The sequence below is a fragment of the Paraburkholderia sp. Clong3 genome (genome assembly GCF_050436485.1).
GTDB classification, from domain to species: domain Bacteria; phylum Pseudomonadota; class Gammaproteobacteria; order Burkholderiales; family Burkholderiaceae; genus Paraburkholderia; species Paraburkholderia tuberum.
In genome coordinates, this window is sequence record NZ_JBNDMH010000004.1 from 326,805 (window position 1) to 348,382 (window position 21,578).

The window sequence follows — 21,578 nt, forward strand, 5'->3', positions numbered from 1 at the left end:
GTTTGCGGCAAGCCGGTGTGTTGCCGCAAACCGGTAAATCGTCGCAAAACCCGGAAGAATCGCTATCGACGCCGCGCTAGGCTAACGAAGCACACTAATTTCGGATTACATATGACATATTCAACGATAGCTGTACGGCCCAGTCCAGACCAGTTCGACAGTTCGCGCGAGTCTAGCGAACAACCAGACTGCATGCACAACTTCGCTGCTGTGCGCATGCTCGAATTCGGTTTCGTGTTCGATGACGTACTGATGAAGTACCGGCAGGGCAACAATGGGACAGGGTCGCTCGTCATCGACGGAGCGGGCTGGAAAACTCTCATGGCCCAGATATTCTGTTTTTACGAGCGTCAGGAGGCGCGGTTGGACACCTACCTGAAGCTGATCGAGCAGACGGCAGTAGAGCAGGCGTCCTCGCGCGCAGCCCTTCCGAAAACGTTTGAAAAACAGCTTGATGCAAACCACTTAAAAATCAGCCAGTTGAAGGGAGAGCGTTCGATTTCGTGGGGTCCGGGCTCCGCAGGGCACCGGTCGGAGGATTGTTCGAGTTGCCGATAATCGCTCCATGGTGAACGACGGAGATGACCGTGAAATTCGAATTGATCCTGGCGGTGAGGGGCGAAGACGGCGCAACGAGCGAGGTGTCACTTGCCCATATCAGTCGAACCGGCGACGCGGAAGTGGCGATGCTCGGGCCGAGGCTGTCCAAAGGAAAGCAGGCCGTCGCACGGCTTCAGCACGAGATCGTCATGCACGAATTTGCGGCGACAACGCAGCAGGGGCGGCATTGCGCACGATGCTGCGTCGCGCGACCGATCAAGGACTGTCACGGCTCACAGTATCGCAGCCTGTTTCGCGACGTCGATCTGCGCGTGCTACGGTACGTGAAGTGCGGATGTAAGAAACCGCCTCGGGGCGCTGCACTGGCAGGTTCCCGTGCGCTTCGTCAGCGCTGCATCTCGGCCGAACTCGAGTGCGTGCAGAGCGAGTTGGCCGCTACGGTGTCCTATGGGCCAGGTGCGAACCTGCGTCCTCGATGGTCGTCTTCAGCAAGACCTCGCGAGGTGGCACCCGGCTTCCAGCCAACGACTCAACCTTTTTGACTACTACATGACTCCACCAAATCGAACGCTCTCGCGTCGTACAGTCTTCGATCTCAGCTCTGAGAGAGACAACACTTCGTTCGGGATCCGAGAGTACTCAATGCTAGTTAAAGGTAACTCGTCGCAAGCATCCCCGCCGGATCACGACTCCGATGAAAATAGTGTCGGCCAACTCAAAAGTAACAACCTAGAGAGAGACAACCGGGCGACACACTTGTTTGGTCATCCAGATCTGCTACCGCGCCCGCGGTCTCGATCCATTTCGCCGTCAGATGAGATGAATCAGGGAGACCGCGACGCGGCCCTCTTTGGGGCGGGCAGTTTGAGCGGAATTGAGGCAACTCCGGTGAGCAGTATCGACTATGCGGGTCTCGGATGGGAGTCACGAAAGACGCAGACCATCGAACCGGGAAGTCGTTTTAACCATGCAAACACTAGCGAAACCTTGCATGGCACTGGCCAAAGTGGTCACAGGGGGGATGCGATCTGGATGACTTCCGGACACCATGTCGACGCGGCCAGAGGTTACGCAGGACAGTCAGGAAAGCTCTTTGTTCTCGAAAGCAGAGCGTCACTCAATCTTGCTGTGCTGGATGAGCTGGGAAATCAAGTGTTTCCTGATGAACTTGAGGCGTGGAAAAATGCAGCGAAAGCGCATGGCCTAGATGGAGTTAAGACGACTTATCCAGATTTTGATGAGGTGGTGCTGTTCAATCGATCGAAACTAGATCACGTCACCACCCAAGACATCTAAAACTCACTGCTCTCTGGACGGCTTTGTCACGTTGGCGCTGCGGTCAGTTAGTAAGCAACTCAGCAAGGCCGTTCGCTGTTTCGCGTGAACATATTGCATGATCCGGACACAGTCTGGATGCCGAATGAAAGGGTGTCCATGTTCCATTCTCCGGATCGGCCAACATGTCAGAAACCTTAGATGACGAAACCGGCGCACGTCGCCGCACTGAGGTCGGTCGGAATCCGTGGACGCCAACGGATTAAGCAGCGATTTTACGCAAATGGAATCGCTGCGTGAAAGCGGCCGGCGACAGATAGTCCAAACGCTCCTGTGCGCGCTGCCGGTTATAAAAGATCTCGATGTATTCCGTGATTTCTTTCTGGGCCTGATTGCGGGTGACAAACTTGCGATGATAGACGAATTCATTTTTCAGCGAGCCCCAGAATGATTCGATGGGTGCGTTGACGCTCCTATGTCAAGCAGAGGCCCTGGAATCCGCTAAATCGGCGAGGATGAGCGGGTACAGTTCTCGAACTATGTAGCGCTTCAGTGGGTAGCGGCAAGGTAAGCGTAAAATTCCTATCATAAGCTTTGGGGTTATATAGACGCACGGAATCATTTCGAATTGACCTGGTAACGACTGGATTTTCTTCGGCTAATCTGAGCGGCCCGCTGCGATCAGGACGACTCGCATGGCCACCATCGAACGCACTGCCTATCCGCGCTTTCCCAAGGTCCTTGCCACGCGGGACCTGCAAGCCTGCTACACACCGCTGCCCGATGAACTGGAATAGGCGCGGCGGTCGTCCCGGGGCGAGCGCCCCCGGCTGGGTCTGCTGGTGCTCCTGAAAGTCTTCCAGCAGATGCATCATTTCCCGTCGCTCGACAGCATCCCGGTGGCCGTCGTCGAACACGTGCGCGCGATGGCAAATATCGGTCCCGCGGTACGCTTCGGATATGACACGCAGGCATCGCCGACGCTGTTCCGGCATTACGCCGCAGTGCGCGAGCACCTCGGTGTCAAGCCGTACTACGGCACCGACGCGGGCACGATTGCGACGCGTGCCGCACATACGGCTGCGCTGTCCATGGACCAGCCGGTCGACATCATCAATGCCACGATCGACGAACTGATCGCGCAGGACATCGAACTACCGGCTTTTTCGACGCTGGACCGGATTACCGAGCAGATCCATGCAAAGACCCAGGCGCGGCTTTTCCGGCGGGTCGCACGACGCCTTACCGATGAACAGAAGAACAATCTGGACCGTTTGCTGGCCCGCGACCTGTCGAGCCGGCAGACCGACTACAACCGCATCAAGCGCCACGCGAGGCGGCCATCGCGGCAGCACCTGGACCTGCTGATTGACCAGATTACCTGGCTCGACGAGATCGGCGACTTCACGATCGCGCTCGCCGGCGTCCCGGCATCAAAGCTGCGCTCACTGGCCATGCAGGCGATGTCACTCGACGCGTCCGCTCTCCGGAAAGACACCCTTTCCGAGAAACGCTACACATTGATCGTGGCGCTGCTTAATCGCATGCGCGTGCGTGCCCGCGACGATCTCGCCGACATGTTCGTGCGACGTATGGGTGCGATCCACAAGCGCGAGCGACGAACTGGAAATCGTTCAGCGCAGGCAGCGTGACAAGGTCGAGGATCTCGTGGTCCTGCTCGATGGCGTCCTCGACATTCTTGCTGACGAGTCCGACGAGAGGACGATCGCGCAGTCCATACGAAAGTGGCTTGCACCGAAAGGCGACCTCGAACCGCTGCGTGAGAGCTGTGCCGAGATCCGCGCATTCAGCGGCCGCAATCACCTGCCGCTGCTCTGGAAGCATTTTTGGGCGCACCGTTCGGTCCTCATGCGTCTCGCCCGCACGCTCGTATGGGATTCCACGAGCCAGGTACGCACGCTCCTCGATGCGCTCGGCGTTGTGCTGGAGAACGAAACGTTACACCGCGAATGGATCGATGCCGATGTGGACCTGAGTTTCGCAGCGGCGCGCTGGCGCAAGCTTGTGCGCCGCTCCCACGGTGAAGGGGCGCCGACCAACCGGCGCTATCTTGAGCTGTGCGTGTTCTCGTACATGGCGGAGGAACTGCGCGTCGGCGACCTGTGCGTGTCCGGGTCCGATGCCTACGCCGACTATCGCGGCCACCTGCTGCCGTGGCGACAGTGTGAGCAACAGTTGCCCGACTACTGCGCGAAAGTCGGCCTGCCGGAAACGGGCAGCGAATTCGTTGCCCAACTGCGTCAATGGTTGACCGACGCGGCGCGCAAGCTTGACGACGAGTATCCGCGCGAGCGCGAACATGTCACGATCGACCAGAAAGGCGAGCCAATCCTGCGCAAGAACACCGCCAGGGAAATTCCAGCCAGTGCAATCGCGCTGCAGGAGCGGATCAATGCGCGCCTGCCGACCCGCAATGTGCTCGACATTCTCGCGAACATCGAGCACTGGACGCATTTTACCCGGCCCTTCAGACCATTGTCCGGGATCGATCCGCAGATACGCAAGGCGGTCGAGCGGTATTTGCTGACAATCTTCGCGATGGGCTGCAACCTAAGCCCGACCCAGGCGGCGCGCCATCTCTATACCGACGTGACGGCGCACATGCTGTCATTCGTGAACCGTCGGCATATGAATCTGGACAGGCTCGAGGCCGCGCAGCGCGAGTTGATCGAGCTATACCTGCGGCTCGATCTGCCAAAGCACTGGGGCGACGGCAAGACGGTAGCGGCCGACGGCACGCAGTACGACTTCTACGACAATAACCTGCTTGCTGGCTATCACTTCCGTTACCGGAAAATGGGTGCGGTCGCCTACCGCCATGTCGCCGACAACTATATCGCGGTATTCCGGCATTTCATCCCGCCGGGCGTCTGGGAAGCGATCTATGTAATCGAAGGGCTGCTCAAGGCCGGCCTGTCCGTCAAGGCTGACACCGTGCATGCGGATACGCAGGGACAATCGGCCGCCGTGTTTGCGTTCACCCATCTGCTCGGCATCAAGCTGATGCCCAGAATCCGCAACTGGAAAGATCTCGTGTTGTACCGCCCGCACAGCGACGCGAAGTACAGGCATATCGACAGGCTTTTCACGGCGACCATCGACTGGGTGCTGATCGAACGGCACTGGCAGGAGCTCATGCCGGTGGCTGTGTCGATCCAGGCGGGCACGATCTCCTCACTCTTGCTGCTGCGCCGCCTTGGGTCGGAGAGCCGCAAGAACCGCCTGTATCTCGCTGCACGCGAACTCGGCAATGTCGTGCGGACGGTCTTTCTGCTTGAATGGATCGGCAGCCGGGAACTGCGCCAGGACGTGACTGCAAGCACCAACAAGATACAGTCGTACAACGGCTTCGCGAAATGGTTGTCGTTCGGCGGCGATGTGATCGCGGAGAATGAGCCGGAAGAGCAACAAAAACGGCTGCGCTACAATGACCTCATCGCATCGGCCGTGATCCTGCAGAACACGGTGGATATGATGCGGGCCCTGCGCGACATGGTGGCCGAGGGCGAGAAGGTCCGCACCGAGGACATTGAATTCGTGAGCCCATATGCGACGCACAACATTCGCCGCTTCGGGCGCTACCTGCTGCATCTGGAACGTCCGCCCGAAAGCTGGATCAACGATGCCCTGTTTGGCCGGGCGGCCCGGCCTCACGACGAAATGAGGTAACGCTGGATGAGTGCGAGAGCCGCGGTGACCACCACCCCGTACGGTGAAGTTGATGCCGCCGCACTGGAGGGACTGCAGGCGCGCTATGACACGACGCGGGGGCGTTGTCACGTTCGCGCGCTGGTCAGCTACGATGACGTGATGAAGAAGACGAAATCGCTCTACCATGGCCATCGATTCCCGGCGTCAGTCATCAGCCACGCGGTTCGGTGGTATTTCCGCTTTCAACTCAGCCTTCGCGACATCGAGGAGCTACTGTTCGAGCGCGGCGTGGTTGTCAGCCGTATCGATCCGGCGGTGGACGGACAAGTTCGGCGCCAGTTTTGCGCATCAGGTCCGGACTGTTGACGGCGGCGTAAATCCGCACATAAATGGCGGCACAAGGTTCACCAGGACCGTCAACAATGAAGCGCCGTTGACGGCCTCGGTCGGGGTGGCCGGTCCCAATCAGAATGGATCGCCGATGTCGTTGAGATTGGGATCCTCGGGAGGGGAATGCTGTTCGTGCAGCAGGTCATGCAGGGCGAGGTCATAGTGCATGCAGATCCGGGCACGCAGATCCCCGATGAGTTCGACGACGGCGAGCGCCTGTTCCGGCGACCAGTTGTCCGGTATCAGGAAGTCGAGCCCACGGGTGATGCCCGAAGGCAGGTGTGCCAGGCGCTTCATGATTTCTTCTCCGCACGCGCGCTACTGCGTCTGCTGGCGCGTTGCTCGGCCCTCTCGCGCGCTTCCTTGACCCGGTAGGACTCGCCCTCGATGGCAATGACTTCGGCGCGATGGACCAGCCGGTCAACGAGCGAGACGACACAGGCGGCGTTCGGGAACACCTCGTGCCATTCGGAGAACGGTCTGTTGGTTGTGACCACGGTACTTGCCGATCCGTACCTGCGGCTGACCAGTTCGAACAGCAGATCGGCGTGGCGGTTTGAGTACGAGAGGTAACCGACCTCATCAATCACCAGGACGTCAGGGGATGCATAGCGGCGCAGGCGTCGACGCAGCGCCGAATCGCTGTCCAGTGCGGCCAGTTCGCCGAGCATCTGACCGGCGGTAGTGAACAGCGCGGTGTGACCGTGCACGAGCGCCTGATAGGCGAGATTGAGCGCGAGGGTTGACTTGCCGACACCATTCGGGCCGATCAACACGACGTTGGCGGTATCCCTGACGAACCCGAGCGACATCAACTCTTCAACGGCAAGCCGGTCGCAGCGCGTGGGCCAGCTCCAGTCGAAGTCGCACAGCGGCTTGAAGTTGCCCAGGCGGGCATCGCGGATACGTCGCTCCAGTGATCGGCGGGCGCGCTCATCCTCTTCCCACTGCAACAGCGGCGCGACCCACTGTTCGGCGGCCACATCGGTCCAATGCGCGAGCAGTCCGTACAGACGCAGGGCGTTCGCGCGCCCATGAAGGTTCTCAGGCGTGTTCATCGGCGCCTCCCGCAAGCTGGTCGTAGATGTCGAGCCGGTGTGGTGTCACCAGCGTGTCCTTGTTGCGCACGTGTTCGGGCAGGATGAGGGTGACTGGCGGCGGGGCCTGCCGTGCCTCGCGCCGGCGCTCAAGCGCCAGACGTACCGGATTGGGATGAGGCGCCGCGTCGCTGGCAAGGGTTTCCTCGATCGCGGCCTGCAGTTCGGCCGGGCCATAGCGGTCGAGCAGTCGCAGCAGGTGCGTGGTGATATTGCCCAGATTGCCGCCACGCTCAGCGGCGTGCAGCATCAGGGTCCGGCTGGCCGGCGCAGCCCGGGCCAGATGATCAAGACCGCGATGGTGACGGGCCTCGTGCTTCCTTGCGACGAGCGCATCGATGTGTGCGGCAATCTCGATCTGCGCGCCGCGATCGTAACTGCGTTCATGGGTGGCGAGCAGATCGGCGCCGTCGAGAATGCGTACGCGCCGGGGATCAGCTCGTACCGTGAGCGTGCGTCGCACATGGGTATACGGGATCGTATAGTCGTTCAGGTCGAAGCGCACGTAGGGCGTCTTGCCGACCTTCACGGCGAGAAGCAGCTCACACGGGTACGGATTCTCCGGCAACGTGAGCAGGCTGGGCTGTTCGCGCCCGAAGGCCTCGCGCACGGTGATCATGGGTTCTTCGCGGCAGGGCCGCTCAGCAGCGGGTCCCGCGCACCAGATTGCCGCCTGGGCGTTGAGATCGTCGAGGTCCGTGAATCTGCGAGCGGCAAAGAAGCTCTCGCGTACAAAGCGGATTGCCCGTTCAACGCGCCCCTTCTCGTTGCCCCGTGCGACAGCCACCGGACGAGGCTCATAACGATGATGCGCGGCGAACGCGAGCAATGTCGGGTGGAAGCGGATCGCATCGCCCTGACGCTCAAGCACGGCGCTACGCAGGTTATCGTAAAGCAGAACCCTGGGGACCCCGGACCATGCTTCGAAGGCGCCGGCATGTCCTGCCAGGAAACTGTCCATACGGGCATCGAGGAAGAAGCGCAGATAGATCTGCCGTGACCACGACAGCACCATCACGAAGGCCATCAGCGGTCGTCGTGCCCGACCGATCTGCAGGTGACCGAAGCTGGCCCAATCGACCTGCGCCTGTTCCCCGGGCAGCGTGCGCAGGCGCAGGTAAGCCTCAGGTACCGGGCGTGGCCGGTGCAGCGAGATCAGGTGCCGGAAGTGGTGGTGACTGCCCCGGTAGCCGCGCTCATACACCATCGCATACAGGCGACTGGCCGTGAGCGAGGGAAACTTCTTTAGCGTCTCGTGGATGAACGGCAGGTAAGCATCGATCTGTGAGGCTCGCTGCACGGCGCCAATCCTGGGCAGGCCGGCCTGGGCCAGCACGCGCTGGACGGTGCCGCGGTGCACGCGCAACTGGCGCGCGATGGTGCCGCAACGCCACTTCTCCACGTGGTAATAGCGCAGGATCTGCGCCTCGAGTTCAGCTCCAATGGTCATGGGTCGTTTCCTGTTCTGTCAGTAGTAGTACGAACATCACGGAAGACCCGACGGCGCAGTGGCCCGATGCGTACAAGGCCCGAACAGATGCGGCGACAGAAGCAGCAAGGCGTCGATCCGGGCGCGGCGACAGTGGATGTCGATGCGGTGGCCGTCGTCGTCGAAGTCAGTGGCAGTAGAGCATTGGCGACGGGTGTCGGGGAACGCTGATGCGTCACTTTATTGAGGCGCTGACGATAGCGACGCATCCGTTCGGCATGTGCAAAGCGGCCACGACGACTGAGTTGATAGCGTTGGCCAGCCTCGCGCAGGCGGGCGCGGCGCGAGGCCTGTGAGCAGTCGCCACCGCAGTAAATCTGGCCGCGATCGCAACGGCGGCACACGACGACCTGCGCCCGGCAGCGGGCGCACAGAAAGAGGCGGCCAGTGGCCGGCATCGGCAGTCCCCGTCAATGCCGAAGCGGAATCGACGAGGCGGATCAGCCGTGCCATACTGGCCCGGCACCCGTACCCCGTTGTGCGCGTGTGGGGCTCGACACTGGAATGAACTTGGCGGTTAGGACCGGTGTCGGGCCTGTTTCTTCGGCGGTCAGTTGTAGTCGTTCTTCTACCGCATCCCGATTCCCGCGTCATCCCCCTGCCGAACCGAACATCCCCGGTGCGTCTGCGCTCGCCCTACGGGCTCCCTCCGACGCACCCGAATGTGAGCCTCATGAAACGTCCCAGAGTCGCCGGGCTGAACAGCAATCGCGTCGCCCGGCTGTCCGACGCCGCCATCCAATGTCGGATTCCGACCGCCATTCACACGGACTGCCCGTCGCAAGCCGGGCAGCACATGGCATCTCGACGAAATGTTCGTGACGCTGCGCGGCGAGCCCTAGCTGCTGTGGCGTGCAGTCGATGAGCACGGCATTGAACTCGACATCCTGCTTCAGAAGCGCCGCGACAAGGCCGCTGCCAAACGCTTCTTCAAACGGGTGTTGGCGGCCTGTCCTGCGGCGCCGAAGAAAATCGTCACCGACCAGTTGCGCAGCTACCCGGCCGCGAAAACAGAGATCCCTGAGCTGGCGAATGTGAAGCACGTGTTCGTCAAGGCCTGCGCGCGCGCGAACAACCGCGCTGAAAACAGATCATCAACCCACGCGTGAACCCGAGCGCCGGATGCGAGGGTTTCGCTTGCCCGACGCACGCAGTCATTCCTGTCGTGCTTCGGTCCGATCCGCCAGCACTTCGCGCTCAAGCGTCATCTGCTGAGCGCCTCGCTCTATCGCAAACAGCTCGCCGCGCGATTTGAAGCGTGGCGTCTCTTCACCGGCATTGCCCAAGCTCCGTCCACCGTCTTCTGAGACACGACTGTCCTTGCCGATATCTCGTCATGGAGTCAGCAATGTGACAGCGCCGACCTGGTTAGTGCCGTGCGTATCGGTGGAATAAAGGCGCGGAAAGCCATTCGGACCATAACAAGGGCTGTCCCTTCGGATTCGACTTGGCATACTCGTAGAAAAGCGAAATTAACTCCAGCCGATCATTGCGAAAATCTGAACGTCCTTCGTGGGCGACATCTTTGTGAAAATCCAAGGCTCGGCCGGGATTGAACGCGAGTTGCCGATTTATGATGTCGTCAAACGACACCGTTGCGGCATTGCACAGCATGTCGTGCATGGCAATGAAGATACCTGTACGACCCTGACCTACTCCACAGTGCACGTGCAACTTCCGTGGCTCGCCATACCCCGCTCCATCGCAACAAACGCATCCACATCCTCCGCGCGCGGTCCCAGATGGTCAGTCACCGTCAAGCGCACGTATTTTGCGCCCGCCGTTTTTACAAGTTCTTCTTCGCTAAAGATCGGTGGCCTGTTCAAGGTCACCGCGCGCGGGTTTTCCACGGCGCTCTTGACATCTTTTCGGTGAAGGATCTGCACCGTCTCTTGCCCCTTTAGCGCATGGATCCTTTCATGCTCGTCTGCGAGCACTTCTTCACGAGATTTTCCGACATTGGCCCAGTTATTGGGCACCCGCCAGGTACCGGGGTAACCGCCAACAATGGCATGAGACTCCTCGCGAACGTCCAGTACGGTCACCGGGCTCTCCGTCGACGGGCTCAACCTGGTAATTTGCTCGATGGAAGCGATACTCGCGCTGCCCGACACATGCAGGTCCTTCCAGCCCGTCGGGTTACAGTTTTCGGGCAGCTCAAACTCATCCGATGAACGAAAGTTCTCCGCAGATCCTGGGCTTCTGTCGTACTGTAGAACGGCAGCCGACGAGGGCCGTGGCGGGAGCGGCAATGAGTCTCTGAATTTCTGGATGAGTTGCGAACGGCGTTCGGTGCCCGACCTAGGAGACAAAGTGCTCGGTGAGTCAGCAGAGCTTGACGTAGTCCGCTTGCTTCGCCCCGGCAAGCCGTCGAACTCTGCGGGAGCCGAGCGCTTGGCATGATTGGGCACGATGTTCTGCTCAGCATCAACAGGAGAGTGCGCGCTCGAGATCTCGCTATTGTCGCCTGGTGGCGTAAAGGAGCTGGAGATGGGATTGGGCATTTAATTCATCCGTCGAAATAAGGTTCCGTCGCAATAAGGAAGCAGGCCGGCAAGAGCACCGAAATACAGAGGAATGCTTATGCAAATAGCGAATAGAATTGGCGGGCGGGAGAGAGTGCCTTACCGCTGTCGTTCATCTGACTTTTGCGAATCATATGCATGGTCTCGATTCCGCCCAGAATGATGCGTGCGCAACGAAAATTCCTGAAGCCCATCATTGGGCGGGTTTGACGCTTGATGGCCCGGTGATCCTGTCGACAATGTTGTTCAGATACTTTTTCTGGCGGACCTTGCTCGGCGCTTCCCGCTTGGCGTTGATCGCTTGCAAGGCAAGCCAGATTCGATCCGCTCCTATCGATCGTCACGGTCTGGGGCTCGCCATTCTGGTCGATTGCCTTTTCGAAATAAGCCCGGGCCGCAGCCTTGTCCCGTCGGGCTCGCAGCAGAAAATCAACGGTGTTGCCTGCCTTGTCGACAGCTCGGTAGAGATACCGCCACTCATCCCTGATTCGAATGTAGGTCTCATCCATCCTCAAGCTCTTGCCGACCGCCCGTTTGCACCGTCGAAAAGCCTTTTCCAGGACCGGCAACAGCACCAGAACCACCAGCACTATGCTTGATTTGACATTACCTCGGACCGCCTGAGTGAATCATGGGGTTCCAAGCCCAAAGCCCAATATTTTTGGAAAGTCTGTAAAAACAGCGGGTTAGGGGATGTACGGGATGAATCCGCGTCGAAAAGCTTCCTCCTGGAAATCGCGCGGCATCTGGCGCGCATCGACGATGTAGCCGTTCACCTCGAGCATCCAGGCCATGGGATTCTCGGCCAGCTGACTGGGCAGTGACCAGCGCGGATCCATTGCGCCGATTTTCAGCAGCGTGACGATTCCGCTGGCCTTGGCGGATCCGGTTTTCGGGCTCACCCTGAAATGCTCGCACAGCACGTCGGCCCGCATGTGCGGCGTCTGATGCCGGTCGAACAGGAAATTGACCCGGCCCACGGCATACGCAATCCCGCAGGCCCAGGAGCGCGCCGGGCCATTGATGAGTGGCGACGGACGTTTGCGGCACAGGGTCGCCGCCATGCGGCGGCAGAGGTCCCGGTACTCGTCGGTCAGGTGTTGCGCGCAGACGGCGTCGGTCAGCGTGATGATCTCGTCGTACCGGCCTTGCAGCGCGACCGGGATGCGCTCGGTTGGGTGGAGCATGGGTGTGGCCTCGATGTCAAAAGGGATTCAGTCCTGCCAGAAGTCCCGGAACCGGTCCGGCGCCAGTTCGGTGTACCGCGTGGTGTGCTGGATATTGCGGTGGCCGAGGTAATGCTGGATGGCGCGCGTGTCGTGTCCGTCGTTGGCCAGCTTGTAGCCGGTGGCGTGGCGCAGCATGTGGGGATGAACCGGGAAGGCCAGCCCCGCCTGCTGGCCAGCGCGGGTCACGATCTTGCGCACCGCGTCCGGGGTCAGCGGTGCCTGGCGCTCGCTGACGAACACGTAGGCGGTGTCCGGATAGTCGCGTCGCAGCCGCCGCAAGGCGCGCAGTTCAGGTCCGCGCAGCGGATGCACGGCGGGCATGCCGTTTTTGCGCCGGACAATATGCACCAGGGCCTGGGCGAGATCCACCTGGTCCCAGCGCAGACTGACCAGCTCGGAGACGCGCAGACCGTGACGGTAGGCGATCAGGATCAGGGCGGCATCACGCGCGCCGTGCCGACCTTCGCGAGCAGCGGCGGCAATCAGGTCCGCGACTTCCTTTTCCAGCAGATATTCGCGACTGCGGTAGGCGGCATTCGGTCGCCGTCGCGGAACTTTCCGGTTAACGATATCTGGCACGGGTCACTCGAGCGGTCCGCAAGCCGCGCCACGGCGCATGGCGGGGTCTTGAACTTTCCGTAATTGGACCATTATAGGGAAACTCGCGACTTTCTCCATCGCCTGGATGCGTGCCCATAACAAGAATCTCACCCTGCTGCCCGAGGCCGAGCGCCAGGCGCTGTATGACCTCCCGGATTTCGACGACTTCCAGCGTGCCGAGTATTTTGCGTTCACACCGGCCGAACTCGCGCTGGCTCAACAGCGCGCGGGATTGCCAGAACAGATCCTGTGTCTGCTGAAGATCGGTTATTTCAAGGCCAAGCGGGCGTTCTTCACCCTCACCGAACTGCCTGATGAAGATGCCGCATTCCTGCGCGAACGGTATTTCCCGGAACAGTCGCTGCAACCGAGACCGATCCGGTCGGCCGAGTACTATGTTCAGCGTCGCCAGATCCTGCAGCTATTCGACTACCGATCATGCTCACAGCAAGACGGCGAGCAACTGGCGCGCAAAGCGGCATACCTGGCTCGGCGGGATGTAACGCCCGCCTTCATCCTGACCGAACTCGTCGCCGGGTTGGCCGAGCAGCGCATCGTTCGTCCAGGGTACACCGTATTCCAGACGATCATTAGTGCCGCCCTGAGCGCGGAACGGCAGCGCTTGGGCGAACTGATTGAAGCCGCCCTGACAGATGAAGTAAAAGCCGCGCTGCAGGGTCTGCTTGAGCGCGAAGACACGTTGTCTGAACTGGCCGCCATCAAGCAGGATGCAAAACATTTTCGTCCCCACATGATGGCACGTGAGCGCAGCAAGCGTGCCTCGCTCGCGACGATCTACGATCTCGCCAGAGTCCTGCCGCCACAGCTCGATATTTCGCAACAGAATGTCACGTATTACGCGAGCCTCGCTCACTACTACACCATCTACGATCTTCGCCGGCTGCAGCCGGGTCAGCCGCGCCTTTACCTGCTCTGCTACGCGTGGCAACGCTACCGGCAACTGAACGACAACCTGGCCGACGCGCTACGCTATCACACGAAGAAATTCGAGGACGACAGTAAGGCCCGTGGCGAACAGCAATTCATGCACGCCCAGATCCAGCGACAGAAGGAAACCACCCAGGTCGGCAAACTCCTGCTGCTCTATGTCGACGAAACGCTTGATGACACTACGCCATTCGGCTCCGTGCGACACCAGGCTTTCGGCATCATGCCGAAAGTCGCCCTGCTGCAGGCGGGGCAGCGACTGAGCAACAAAGCCGTCAGTCAGATGGAACTACGCTGGCAAGCTGTAGATGCGCAAGCCGGGCAGTTCCGCTCACGATTACGTCCTCAGGCAATGGCACTCAATTTCTGCAGCACCGATGCCGTAGACCCATGGCTGGCCGCCTTGCGGTGGATGACGGGTGTCTTCGGCCGGCGACAACGCCTCGAACAACGCCCGCTTTCCGAAGTGCCGTCCGGTACGATTCCCAAACGGCTTCGACCTTACCTGCTCACGTTCGATGACGCGGGTCAGCCAACGGGGCTGCGAGGCGAGCGTTACGAATTCTGGATCTACCGGCAACTCAGAAAGCGTATCGATTCCGGGGCACTGCATCTCGACGACAGCATCCGGCATCGACGTTTCAGTGATCATCTGGTGACCCCTGACCGGGTCGCCTCCGTTCTCGATGAACTGGACCTGGCCTGGTTGCGTCAGCCATACACCGTTGCCATCGACAGGCTGTTCGACGAACTTCACGAGCAATGGCAAGTCTTCGATCGCGAACTGCGGCAGGGCAAACTCAAACATCTCGACTACGACGCCGAACGTGCGAAGCTGACGTGGCGCAAACCGAAAGCCGACAAGGAAAGCGAGGCCCAAACAGATTTTTACGCGAGGCTGCCGTTGCGCGATATCGCCGACATCTTCCGGTTTGTGAATGATCGATGCGACTTCACGTCGGCGATGACGCCGCTACAACCACGCTACGCGAAGAAAGTCGCCGATGAGGACAGCCTGATGGCCGTGATCATTGCCCAGGCGACCAATCTCGGCAACTTCAGCATGGCTCAGACATGCGATATCCCGTACCACGTGCTGGAGGCGACGCATCAGCAATACTGCCGCCTTGCGAACCTGCAGGCCGCCAACGACCGGATCAATAATTTCGTCGCGCAACTGCCGATCTTCGACCATTATTCGTTCGGCATCGAGACGCTTTTCGGTAGCGTTGACGGACAGAAATTTGCATCGGCTACACCAACGACCAAGGCCCGGCATTCAAAAAAATATTTCGGCGGCAGCAAGGGCGTCGTCGCATTTACATTGCTGGTCAACCATCTCGCGCTACGCACCAATCTTCTCGGTGCCAACGAGCACGAAAGCCATTACGTGTTCGACATCTGCTACAACAATACGACCGATATCGTGCCCGACATGATTACCGGCGACATGCACAGTATCAACAAGGCGAACTTTGCCGCCCTGTACTGGTTTAGCATGCGGTTGGCACCGCGTTTTACCAGCCTGCAGGCCCAGTTGCCTCACCTGTACTGCGGCAATGATATCGGACAATACGCACGCTACCTCATCAAGCCCGCGGGACAGATAGACCGGTCGTTACTCGACGATGGCGAAGCGGACATCAAACTGATCATCGCGTCGCTCGGTCTGAAGGAAATGAGCCAGCAGACACTGATCCGCAAACTTTGTGCGCTGTCAGCGCATCATCCAACCCGCAAGGTGGTCTTCGAATTCGACAAGCTGGTGCGCAGTATCTACACCCTGCGTTATCTGCGCGACCCGCAACTGCAGCGCAACGTCCATCGGTCCCAGAACCGGATCGAGGCCTATCACCAGCTACGGTCGGTCATCGCCCAGATCGGCGGCAAGAAGCAGCTTATCGGCAGGACCGATCTCTCTATCGCGATCAGCAACGAATGCGGCCGCCTGCTGGCCAACGTCGTGATCGCCTTCAATTCCGTGCTGCTGTCGGCCCTGTTCGAGCGCTATCAGCGCGAGGGCAATCAAAAAGCACTGGCCATGCTCGCGAAGATCTCACCCGTCGCCTGGCAACACATCCACTTTCTCGGACACTACATGTTTCGCGGCAATCTGAACCCCATCGATCTTGGCGTCCTGCTGTCCGGCCTCGACATTCGACATCCTCTAACGCATTGAATTTAAAGCATTCCCAAAATTATTGGGGTTTGGGCTTGGAACCCCGAACACACAGAAGTCCTATCTGATTCAGGTATCCAGTTTCGCCCGCCACTTTCGCCGTTCGCCCGAACTACTGGGCCCCGACGAGATCCGGGCCTGGCTGATCTATCTCCGGGAAGAGCGCAAGCTGGCACCCGGCAGCCTCGGCCCAACGATCGGCGCACTCCGGTTTCTCTACCGTGTGACGCTTAAGCGCGACTGGAGCGACGAGGATTTTCCCTTGCCGCGGAAGCCGTTCCGGCTGCCAGTCGTCCTCAGCCTGGAGGAGATCACCACCTTCTTCGAGTCGGTCGCCAGTCTCAAGCACCGCACCATCCTGATGACCGCGTACGCCGCCGGACTGCGGGTGTCGGAAGTCGTGCATCTGAAGGTCACCGATATTGACAGCAAGCGCATGGTTATTCGTGTGAACCAGTGGAAGAACCGTAAGGATCGCTATGTAATGCTCTCGCCGAGGCTACTCGAGATCCTGAGGCTGTACTGGCAGGACGCCCATCCGAAGGAATGCCTCTTTCCAGGCAGCATTCCGGGGCGGCCCATCACCCGCCATGCCGTGGGCGACGCATGCGAGCTTGCACGCAAGCGCAGCGGCATCACCAAACCCGTGACACCCCATTCTTTGCGACACGCATGTGGCAAGGGACACATGCTCCGCATCGAAGACATGCCCGGCAGCCTTCCACGAGCCCCGCCAGGTCCCACCCATGCGCGCTAGTTGCCACCGCACCTGTTTCCGTACACGTTCGCCTTTCCTGACGAGGCCAATGCGGCTGCACTCGTGCCTTCGATCTGCTGGCGCACCAGCGTACTCCAAAATGGCGGGTGATTTGCCGGTTCACGCGCACATTCGCGCTTCCTTTACACGTGATGCTTCCCACTCTCGCCGGAAGTCCGTGTGTGATCGCCTCTGCAAGACATCACAAATTACCGCGGCGGTCATTCAATGCCCATAGCGGCCACCGCCTGTGGAGCGGTTTAGCACAAACATTTTTTTGATTACCGGTCGCGGATCAGGTCCGACGACATGGCGATGCGCTGGTTGCCGCGACCGCCAACCAAAAAAATCTCTGCCTAACGTTATGTGTAACGTTAATTGACGAACTCGGATATTTGCCTGTCGACAAACAGGGCGCCGACGCGCTGTTCCAGATCATCAGCCAGCGCTACGAGCACGGCCCGACCATCATCAGTTCAAATCGCGCGTTCAAGCACTGGGCGGAGATCTTCAATCACGACAGCACACTGACCTCCGCGCTGCTCGACCGGCTCCTGCATCATGCCGAGACCGTCGTTATAGAAGGCAAAAGCTACCGCATGAAAGACCAGGACGGCACCGATTCCGCTACCCTGTGATCGCCTTCGCCATGGTGAGTTTCAAACCGTCCGTTTTAGACGAAATTCACGCCGCTGCTAACACCTGGGGCGACACGCCGTGCCATGGCGATGTGTTTCACACATCCAGCACCAGTGCGAGACGCTCGCCAACACGCTGGGCAACCTCGCCCGCGGCGCCCGGTCGCGGCGCGAGAAGCTGGAAGTCAAGATCAACCAGCCCCGCTCGCGGGGGCGCGCCGGCGGCCTCGCGGCCGGGATGGGGCCGGCCCGTCGGAGTCAAGCGCAGGCGCATCAGTTGGCGCGCGACCTCCGCACGCTGACTGAATGGCTGCGTCATGACATTCTGTCGCTGGCGGGGCCGCCACTCGCCACGCGCGAAGCGCTGTTCGATTTCATCGTCGGGCAACTGCGTGAGCGCGAAGCGCTGGATGCACGCCGTATCCGCCCGGTGCGCATCGCGCTGCAGAACCAGCGCGATGACCTGCTCGCGTTCGCCGGTGTGCTCGATGGGAAGCTCGCCGCGATCGCGCAGCGCGCCCACGTCCCGGAAGAGTTGGTGCGCGCCGCGTGCGTGCTGCACCGCAAGCCGCGCACCTCGCCGGCGTACTGGCAGGGATGGGGCAGGCTGCGCGCCAGGCTGGGCGGCCAGTTCCACGCCGTGTTTGGCGCGGTGTCCGAGGCGATGGCCCACACGCCGCGCAGCAGTTCACTGGTGGAGAACCTCAATTCGCGACTGCGCAACCATTTCACGCTGCGTCGCCATCTGGGGGCCCCTTATCTCGACCTGCTGCGCTTCTTCCTCAATCATCGGCGCTTCATGCGCAGCCGCCGGGCCGGGCGTCAAGGCAGGAGTCCGTGTGAGTTGATGACGGGGCGGGACCACCCGCACTGGCTCACGCTGCTGGGACTCGGAACGCTTCAATCGCGGCAGGCCTGAGCGCGGAAGGTCGAGACCCAGGACCTCCAACTCAATCGGGCTGCTCATCAAAAATCAAAATTCCACCGCCCTACGAGCGGTGCGGATCAGCTCGTCCGTGTTACCCAAAATCGGCGATTTTCGAACCACGCCGGGTTTTGCCAGTATGGCAAAACCCGCCGCGCCAACTTCCGGTCACGCTCGTTCAAACCCGCGCCGACAAATTGCTGAGTTCCCGCCGCGCGCTCACCTGCTTGACCGACTGCGCTGTGCCGACATACGACAGCCCCGACGTGCGCGACGCCGCATTCGACTCGTAGCTGTACAGCCCATGATTGGTCCAGCTTGCCGGCGATTGGAGCAGTTGCGCGATCTCGCCGCGAATGCGCAGCATCTCCCTCTGGTCGTCCTCGGTCGGCACGCGGCCGCCCTGCTCGAACATCCGCAGCGTGCTACGATACGCGTTGATTTCGGCCGCGGCATCCGGCTTGATGCGTTGCCGCTCGCCGTAGAACTGATTGCCGCGCGTCGCGTTGAGCTTGACCTTGGTTTGATACCTATTCAACGCCGCCTGGTCGCCGCCCATCGAATGGGACCATGCGTCGTGGCGGCTGTCGATGTATTGCAGGTAATTGCCGACCTTGGTGAACTCGGTGTCGCGATAGGTGCGCTCGGGCACGATGTCGCCGTCCTCTTCGTACAGCCGCAGCGTCGAGCCGGTGCCGGTCTGCATCAAGGTCGTGCCGACGCCGACCAGCGGCGCGCTCGAAAACGATAGCGAGTTGAACGGCCCGATGTTGCCGATCGGCACCGGCGGCGGACTCGCGACCATCGTGATGCTGCCGTTGAGGGCCGCGCGATGGCTGCTGCTCGATTTGTCGACATTGCGCGCGCCGCTCCGGTCGGTCGCGTGCGCTTTGGTCGAACTGATGACGCCCTCGCCGGTCACGAGCGGGCCGAACTTGACGTTGGCCGGGCTCACGTAGCGCGCGCCGCCCGTCACCGCGGCCGCGCCGTAGTTCGTGCTGCTCTTGTTGTCGACCCAGCCGATCGACACGTCCGGATCGGCGAAGAACTCGTGCGCCATGCCGTTCCACATTTCGTCCTTATTGCGCGGCAGTTGTCCGCCAGGACCGGAGCCGCCGAGCGTGCGCACCACCTGGGTCATCTTGCCGCGCCATGCTTCGGCGTCGGTGCTGCCGGTCTGGGCGAACGGCGTGCGGATCACGACGCCGCGCGGATTGCTGGTGTCGTGTCCGCCGACCACCGAACCGTAGCCGCTCGCCATCGCCTTGCCGCCCGCGAGCGACCAGCCGATGAACCCGCCGACGCCCAGGTGCGCGGACTTGCGCTTGTCGGTGCCGATGAAGATTTCGCCGTGATGCGATGTCGAGCCGACTTCGAGCACCGCGTGACGGCCTTTCAGATAACGCACGTCCGGCGCCACCGACGCGCTCGGCGCGCCGACCAGACCGAGCGCGGTCGCGATGTTCTCCGAGATGTTCGCGTCGAGCCCGTAGACGCCGCCGCTCGACATCTGCACGCTCCACGTGCGCGGCACGTTTTCGACCAGCTGGCACAGCGAATCGATGTTGCCTTGCGGCGTGGCCGGCGTCGCCATCGGATCCTCGCGGATCGCCTGCATGCGGTCGAGATTTTCGCCGAGCGTGCGGCGGGTCGCGCCGATCTGCGCGTTCATGTCCGCGCCCGCGCCGGTTGCCCAGCTGCGCAGCGTCCCGGCGTTCATCGTCGGCAGATCGCGGAACGCCGGGCTGTTGCGCACCGTGTCCCTGTCGACGTTCAGCGCACGCGCGACGTCGCCGGCGATCTGATTGCGTTGCAGGCGGCCGAACCTGGTGTCGTCGCGCAGCCAGCCCTTGATGCCGATGCTCGCCTTCCAGTGGCGCAGCGCCGCGGCGCGCACCGCGGCGTTCATCGTCGCGTTGCCCGGCGGCTCGCCGCGCCGCCGTTGCGGTGCGCTCACCACCTGGGTATTCAGCGCGTCGACCACCGTGTCGATCGATTGCAGCGTGCTGAAGTCCTTGTCCGGATGATCCATCAGACCGCCGGCGGTGCCCATGCCGAGCGCCGACAGCGGATCCTTGTCGTGGCCGAAGCTTTGCTTGACGCCGGTGCGAAAACGCTGCGCCGTGCGGTTCATCCACGAACCGGTGCGCGCCGACGTCGCATTGCGCTGCGCGTGTTTGACCACTGAGTACATCCGGTTCTGCACCTGGCCGACATCGGCTTCGGCGATCCCGTTGCGATGCGCGAGGTAGGCCGAGCGAAAACGCGTTTCAGGCTGCGCCCGCGGGCTGCCGAGCAACGCGTTGCCGCACAGCATCGCCTTGGCGGTCTGCGTATGCGGCGCCAGCGCGAGACTGATCGCGGACTGCTGCTGGCTTTGCGCGACTGGCGTATTGGTATCGCGTTCGGCGGGCGGCAGCATGGCGTTGGCCGCTTCGCCGAGTGCTTGCAGCGAGCCCGGCTTTTCATGGCCGGCCGGCCATGCCGACAACAGCGTGCCGGCCGCACGCCACGTCTGCCAGTCGGCTTCCGCGTGGACCTTGCGGTCGCGGTCGTTCGGCGCCTGGAGATTGCCGCCCATCGCGGGCGCCGCTTCGACGTCGCGCAGCGCGCCGAACGCGGCGCGCGATCGCGCCATCGCGCAGCGCGTCGCGAACGCGTCGCGCGCCTGCTGCGGATCCGGATTCTGGATGGTGCCTTGCAGCACGCCGAGCACATCGTTCGCGCGTTGCACATTGCCGCCGGTCGCTTCGGCGAGCGCGTGGCCGAGGAAGCGCGCTTTCGCGAGCGGCGGATTGCCACGCTGACCTTGCGGGATCGCTTCGCGGATGTCGTGCAACAACGTGTTGCGGGCGGTTTCGAACTGGGTGCCCGGCTCGGCCGGAAAGCTCGCGGCGAGATGCGCGTCGGCCGCGTCCTCGTCGCGCAACTCGGTGTGCGCGCGCGACTCGGTGCGCTCGTTCTTGCCGACCGCCGTCTTCACGTTGGTCTTGTTGTGCGAGTTGACGCCGAACGGCGTTGTCGCGTGTGGGTCCGGCGTATGCATTTGCGCGACGCTCGGCAAGATGTTGGGCGCGGGCCGCGACGCGCGCACCGTCGAGCGCGCATGGAACGGCGTGTTGGCCTGCGCCTGATTCGGCTGCGGGCCCGCGGGCGCTTGCGCTTGCTGTTGCTGAACCGGCGGCGCGTCGCCGGTGGAAGAAGAAGCCGAAGCGCCGGCGCCGCCAAAGCACGCCGGTCTCAGAAGCTGGCCGATCTTGCCCAACCCCGCACGGCTCCGCTCGGATTGTCGC

General features: G+C 61.5%; 17 protein-coding genes and 4 pseudogenes. 12 read left to right on the forward strand and 9 right to left on the reverse strand.

From position 1 onward, the window contains the following. The first annotated feature begins 192 nt into the window (after positions 1 to 192). The 3 genes from OKW30_RS39635 (at position 193) to OKW30_RS39645 (ending at position 1,857) form a co-directional block, all read left to right on the forward strand. Positions 193 to 558, forward strand: coding sequence for a hypothetical protein (locus tag OKW30_RS39635; protein WP_429349444.1), 366 nt, complete (start codon positions 193 to 195; stop codon positions 556 to 558). 29 nt (positions 559 to 587) lie between these two features. Next, positions 588 to 1,103, forward strand: a complete 516-nt coding sequence (locus OKW30_RS39640) for a hypothetical protein (RefSeq protein WP_429349445.1) — start codon at positions 588 to 590, stop codon at positions 1,101 to 1,103. 277 nt (positions 1,104 to 1,380) lie between these two features. Continuing rightward, on the forward strand, positions 1,381 to 1,857 hold the full coding sequence (locus tag OKW30_RS39645) for a hypothetical protein (protein WP_429349446.1): 477 nt from the start codon (positions 1,381 to 1,383) through the stop codon (positions 1,855 to 1,857). 241 nt (positions 1,858 to 2,098) lie between these two features. On the opposite strand, the pseudogene OKW30_RS39650 reads toward OKW30_RS39645, so the two are convergent. Beyond that, positions 2,099 to 2,302 (reverse strand): annotated as a pseudogene (locus OKW30_RS39650) (IS3 family transposase); the annotation flags it as partial. A 229-nt stretch (positions 2,303 to 2,531) separates the two neighbouring features. Here OKW30_RS39650 and OKW30_RS39655 point away from each other — a divergent pair. Together OKW30_RS39655 and OKW30_RS39660 are read left to right on the forward strand one after the other, a co-directional pair. Further along, a pseudogene (locus tag OKW30_RS39655) lies at positions 2,532 to 5,526 on the forward strand (Tn3 family transposase). A gap of 141 nt (positions 5,527 to 5,667) precedes the next feature. Further along, positions 5,668 to 5,866, forward strand: a pseudogene (locus tag OKW30_RS39660) (IS6 family transposase); the annotation flags it as partial. Positions 5,867 to 5,973: 107 nt separating this feature from the next. Here OKW30_RS39660 and OKW30_RS39665 read toward each other — a convergent pair. The 3 genes from OKW30_RS39665 to istA are packed head-to-tail and all read right to left on the reverse strand — an operon-like array spanning position 5,974 to position 8,445. Beyond that, positions 5,974 to 6,195, reverse strand: a complete 222-nt coding sequence (locus tag OKW30_RS39665; RefSeq protein ID WP_429345678.1) for a hypothetical protein — start codon at positions 6,193 to 6,195, stop codon at positions 5,974 to 5,976. Then, a complete protein-coding gene (istB, locus tag OKW30_RS39670) occupies positions 6,192 to 6,956 on the reverse strand; it encodes an IS21-like element helper ATPase IstB (RefSeq protein ID WP_429345679.1) in 765 nt (254 codons plus the stop codon). Before istB ends, OKW30_RS39665 begins: the two co-directional genes overlap by 4 nt. Further along, positions 6,943 to 8,445 (reverse strand): IS21 family transposase, encoded by a 1,503-nt coding sequence (gene istA, locus OKW30_RS39675; RefSeq protein WP_429345680.1) that lies wholly within the window; start codon positions 8,443 to 8,445, stop codon positions 6,943 to 6,945. Before istA ends, istB begins: the two co-directional genes overlap by 14 nt. 66 nt (positions 8,446 to 8,511) lie before the next feature. Here istA and OKW30_RS39680 point away from each other — a divergent pair, with 66 nt between their 5' ends. The 3 genes and pseudogenes from OKW30_RS39680 to OKW30_RS39690 all read left to right on the forward strand — a co-directional run. Then, positions 8,512 to 8,655, forward strand: a complete 144-nt coding sequence (locus OKW30_RS39680) for a hypothetical protein (protein ID WP_176133875.1) — start codon at positions 8,512 to 8,514, stop codon at positions 8,653 to 8,655. Beyond that, positions 8,655 to 8,780: a hypothetical protein gene (locus OKW30_RS39685; protein ID WP_256211476.1), complete on the forward strand. Its 126-nt coding sequence runs from the start codon at positions 8,655 to 8,657 to the stop codon at positions 8,778 to 8,780. The genes OKW30_RS39680 and OKW30_RS39685 overlap by 1 nt, the downstream gene beginning before the upstream one ends. Positions 8,781 to 9,251: 471 nt before the next feature. Further along, a pseudogene (locus OKW30_RS39690) lies at positions 9,252 to 9,791 on the forward strand (IS6 family transposase); the annotation flags it as partial. Between the two features lie 345 nt (positions 9,792 to 10,136). Here OKW30_RS39690 and OKW30_RS39695 read toward each other — a convergent pair. From OKW30_RS39695 to OKW30_RS39710, 4 genes are all read right to left on the reverse strand, one after another. Continuing rightward, complete coding sequence (locus OKW30_RS39695) at positions 10,137 to 10,988, reverse strand: hypothetical protein (protein ID WP_429349447.1); 852 nt, start codon at positions 10,986 to 10,988, stop codon at positions 10,137 to 10,139. Between the two features lie 77 nt (positions 10,989 to 11,065). Continuing rightward, entirely contained in the window at positions 11,066 to 11,599 is a 534-nt protein-coding gene (locus OKW30_RS39700; RefSeq protein WP_429349448.1) for an IS6 family transposase, read from the reverse strand. Between the two features lie 96 nt (positions 11,600 to 11,695). Continuing rightward, positions 11,696 to 12,196, reverse strand: coding sequence for a DUF6398 domain-containing protein (locus OKW30_RS39705; RefSeq protein ID WP_429349449.1), 501 nt, complete (start codon positions 12,194 to 12,196; stop codon positions 11,696 to 11,698). A gap of 27 nt (positions 12,197 to 12,223) precedes the next feature. After that, the gene (locus tag OKW30_RS39710) at positions 12,224 to 12,817 is read right to left on the reverse strand and encodes a tyrosine-type recombinase/integrase (protein WP_429349450.1); all 594 of its coding nucleotides are present in this window, start codon (positions 12,815 to 12,817) and stop codon (positions 12,224 to 12,226) included. A 106-nt stretch (positions 12,818 to 12,923) separates the two neighbouring features. Here OKW30_RS39710 and OKW30_RS39715 point away from each other — a divergent pair, with 106 nt between their 5' ends. The 4 genes from OKW30_RS39715 (at position 12,924) to OKW30_RS39730 (ending at position 18,279) form a co-directional block, all read left to right on the forward strand. After that, the gene (locus OKW30_RS39715) at positions 12,924 to 15,965 is read left to right on the forward strand and encodes a Tn3 family transposase (RefSeq protein WP_429349451.1); all 3,042 of its coding nucleotides are present in this window, start codon (positions 12,924 to 12,926) and stop codon (positions 15,963 to 15,965) included. A 22-nt stretch (positions 15,966 to 15,987) separates the two neighbouring features. Further along, positions 15,988 to 16,722, forward strand: coding sequence for a tyrosine-type recombinase/integrase (locus tag OKW30_RS39720; protein ID WP_429349452.1), 735 nt, complete (start codon positions 15,988 to 15,990; stop codon positions 16,720 to 16,722). A gap of 320 nt (positions 16,723 to 17,042) precedes the next feature. Continuing rightward, positions 17,043 to 17,360 (forward strand): ATP-binding protein, encoded by a 318-nt coding sequence (locus OKW30_RS39725; protein WP_429349624.1) that lies wholly within the window; start codon positions 17,043 to 17,045, stop codon positions 17,358 to 17,360. A 79-nt stretch (positions 17,361 to 17,439) separates the two neighbouring features. Beyond that, positions 17,440 to 18,279, forward strand: coding sequence for a hypothetical protein (locus tag OKW30_RS39730; protein ID WP_429349453.1), 840 nt, complete (start codon positions 17,440 to 17,442; stop codon positions 18,277 to 18,279). Positions 18,280 to 18,463: 184 nt separating this feature from the next. Here OKW30_RS39730 and OKW30_RS39735 read toward each other — a convergent pair whose 3' ends face one another. Next, the gene (locus OKW30_RS39735; RefSeq protein ID WP_429349454.1) at positions 18,464 to 21,550 is read right to left on the reverse strand and encodes a hypothetical protein; all 3,087 of its coding nucleotides are present in this window, start codon (positions 21,548 to 21,550) and stop codon (positions 18,464 to 18,466) included. Between the last annotated feature and the right edge of the window lie 28 nt (positions 21,551 to 21,578).

Coding starts and splice junctions, on each gene's coding strand:
- istB (WP_429345679.1), bottom strand. CDS start 6,956: ATGAACACGCCTGAGAACCTTCATGGGCGCGCGAACGCCCTGCGTCTG.
- OKW30_RS39635 (WP_429349444.1), top strand. CDS start 193: ATGCACAACTTCGCTGCTGTGCGCATGCTCGAATTCGGTTTCGTGTTC.
- OKW30_RS39705 (WP_429349449.1), bottom strand. CDS start 12,196: ATGCTCCACCCAACCGAGCGCATCCCGGTCGCGCTGCAAGGCCGGTAC.
- OKW30_RS39715 (WP_429349451.1), top strand. CDS start 12,924: ATGCGTGCCCATAACAAGAATCTCACCCTGCTGCCCGAGGCCGAGCGC.
- OKW30_RS39685 (WP_256211476.1), top strand. CDS start 8,655: ATGCGTCACTTTATTGAGGCGCTGACGATAGCGACGCATCCGTTCGGC.
- OKW30_RS39695 (WP_429349447.1), bottom strand. CDS start 10,988: ATGCCCAATCCCATCTCCAGCTCCTTTACGCCACCAGGCGACAATAGC.
- OKW30_RS39665 (WP_429345678.1), bottom strand. CDS start 6,195: ATGAAGCGCCTGGCACACCTGCCTTCGGGCATCACCCGTGGGCTCGAC.
- OKW30_RS39680 (WP_176133875.1), top strand. CDS start 8,512: ATGCGTACAAGGCCCGAACAGATGCGGCGACAGAAGCAGCAAGGCGTC.
- istA (WP_429345680.1), bottom strand. CDS start 8,445: ATGACCATTGGAGCTGAACTCGAGGCGCAGATCCTGCGCTATTACCAC.
- OKW30_RS39645 (WP_429349446.1), top strand. CDS start 1,381: ATGAATCAGGGAGACCGCGACGCGGCCCTCTTTGGGGCGGGCAGTTTG.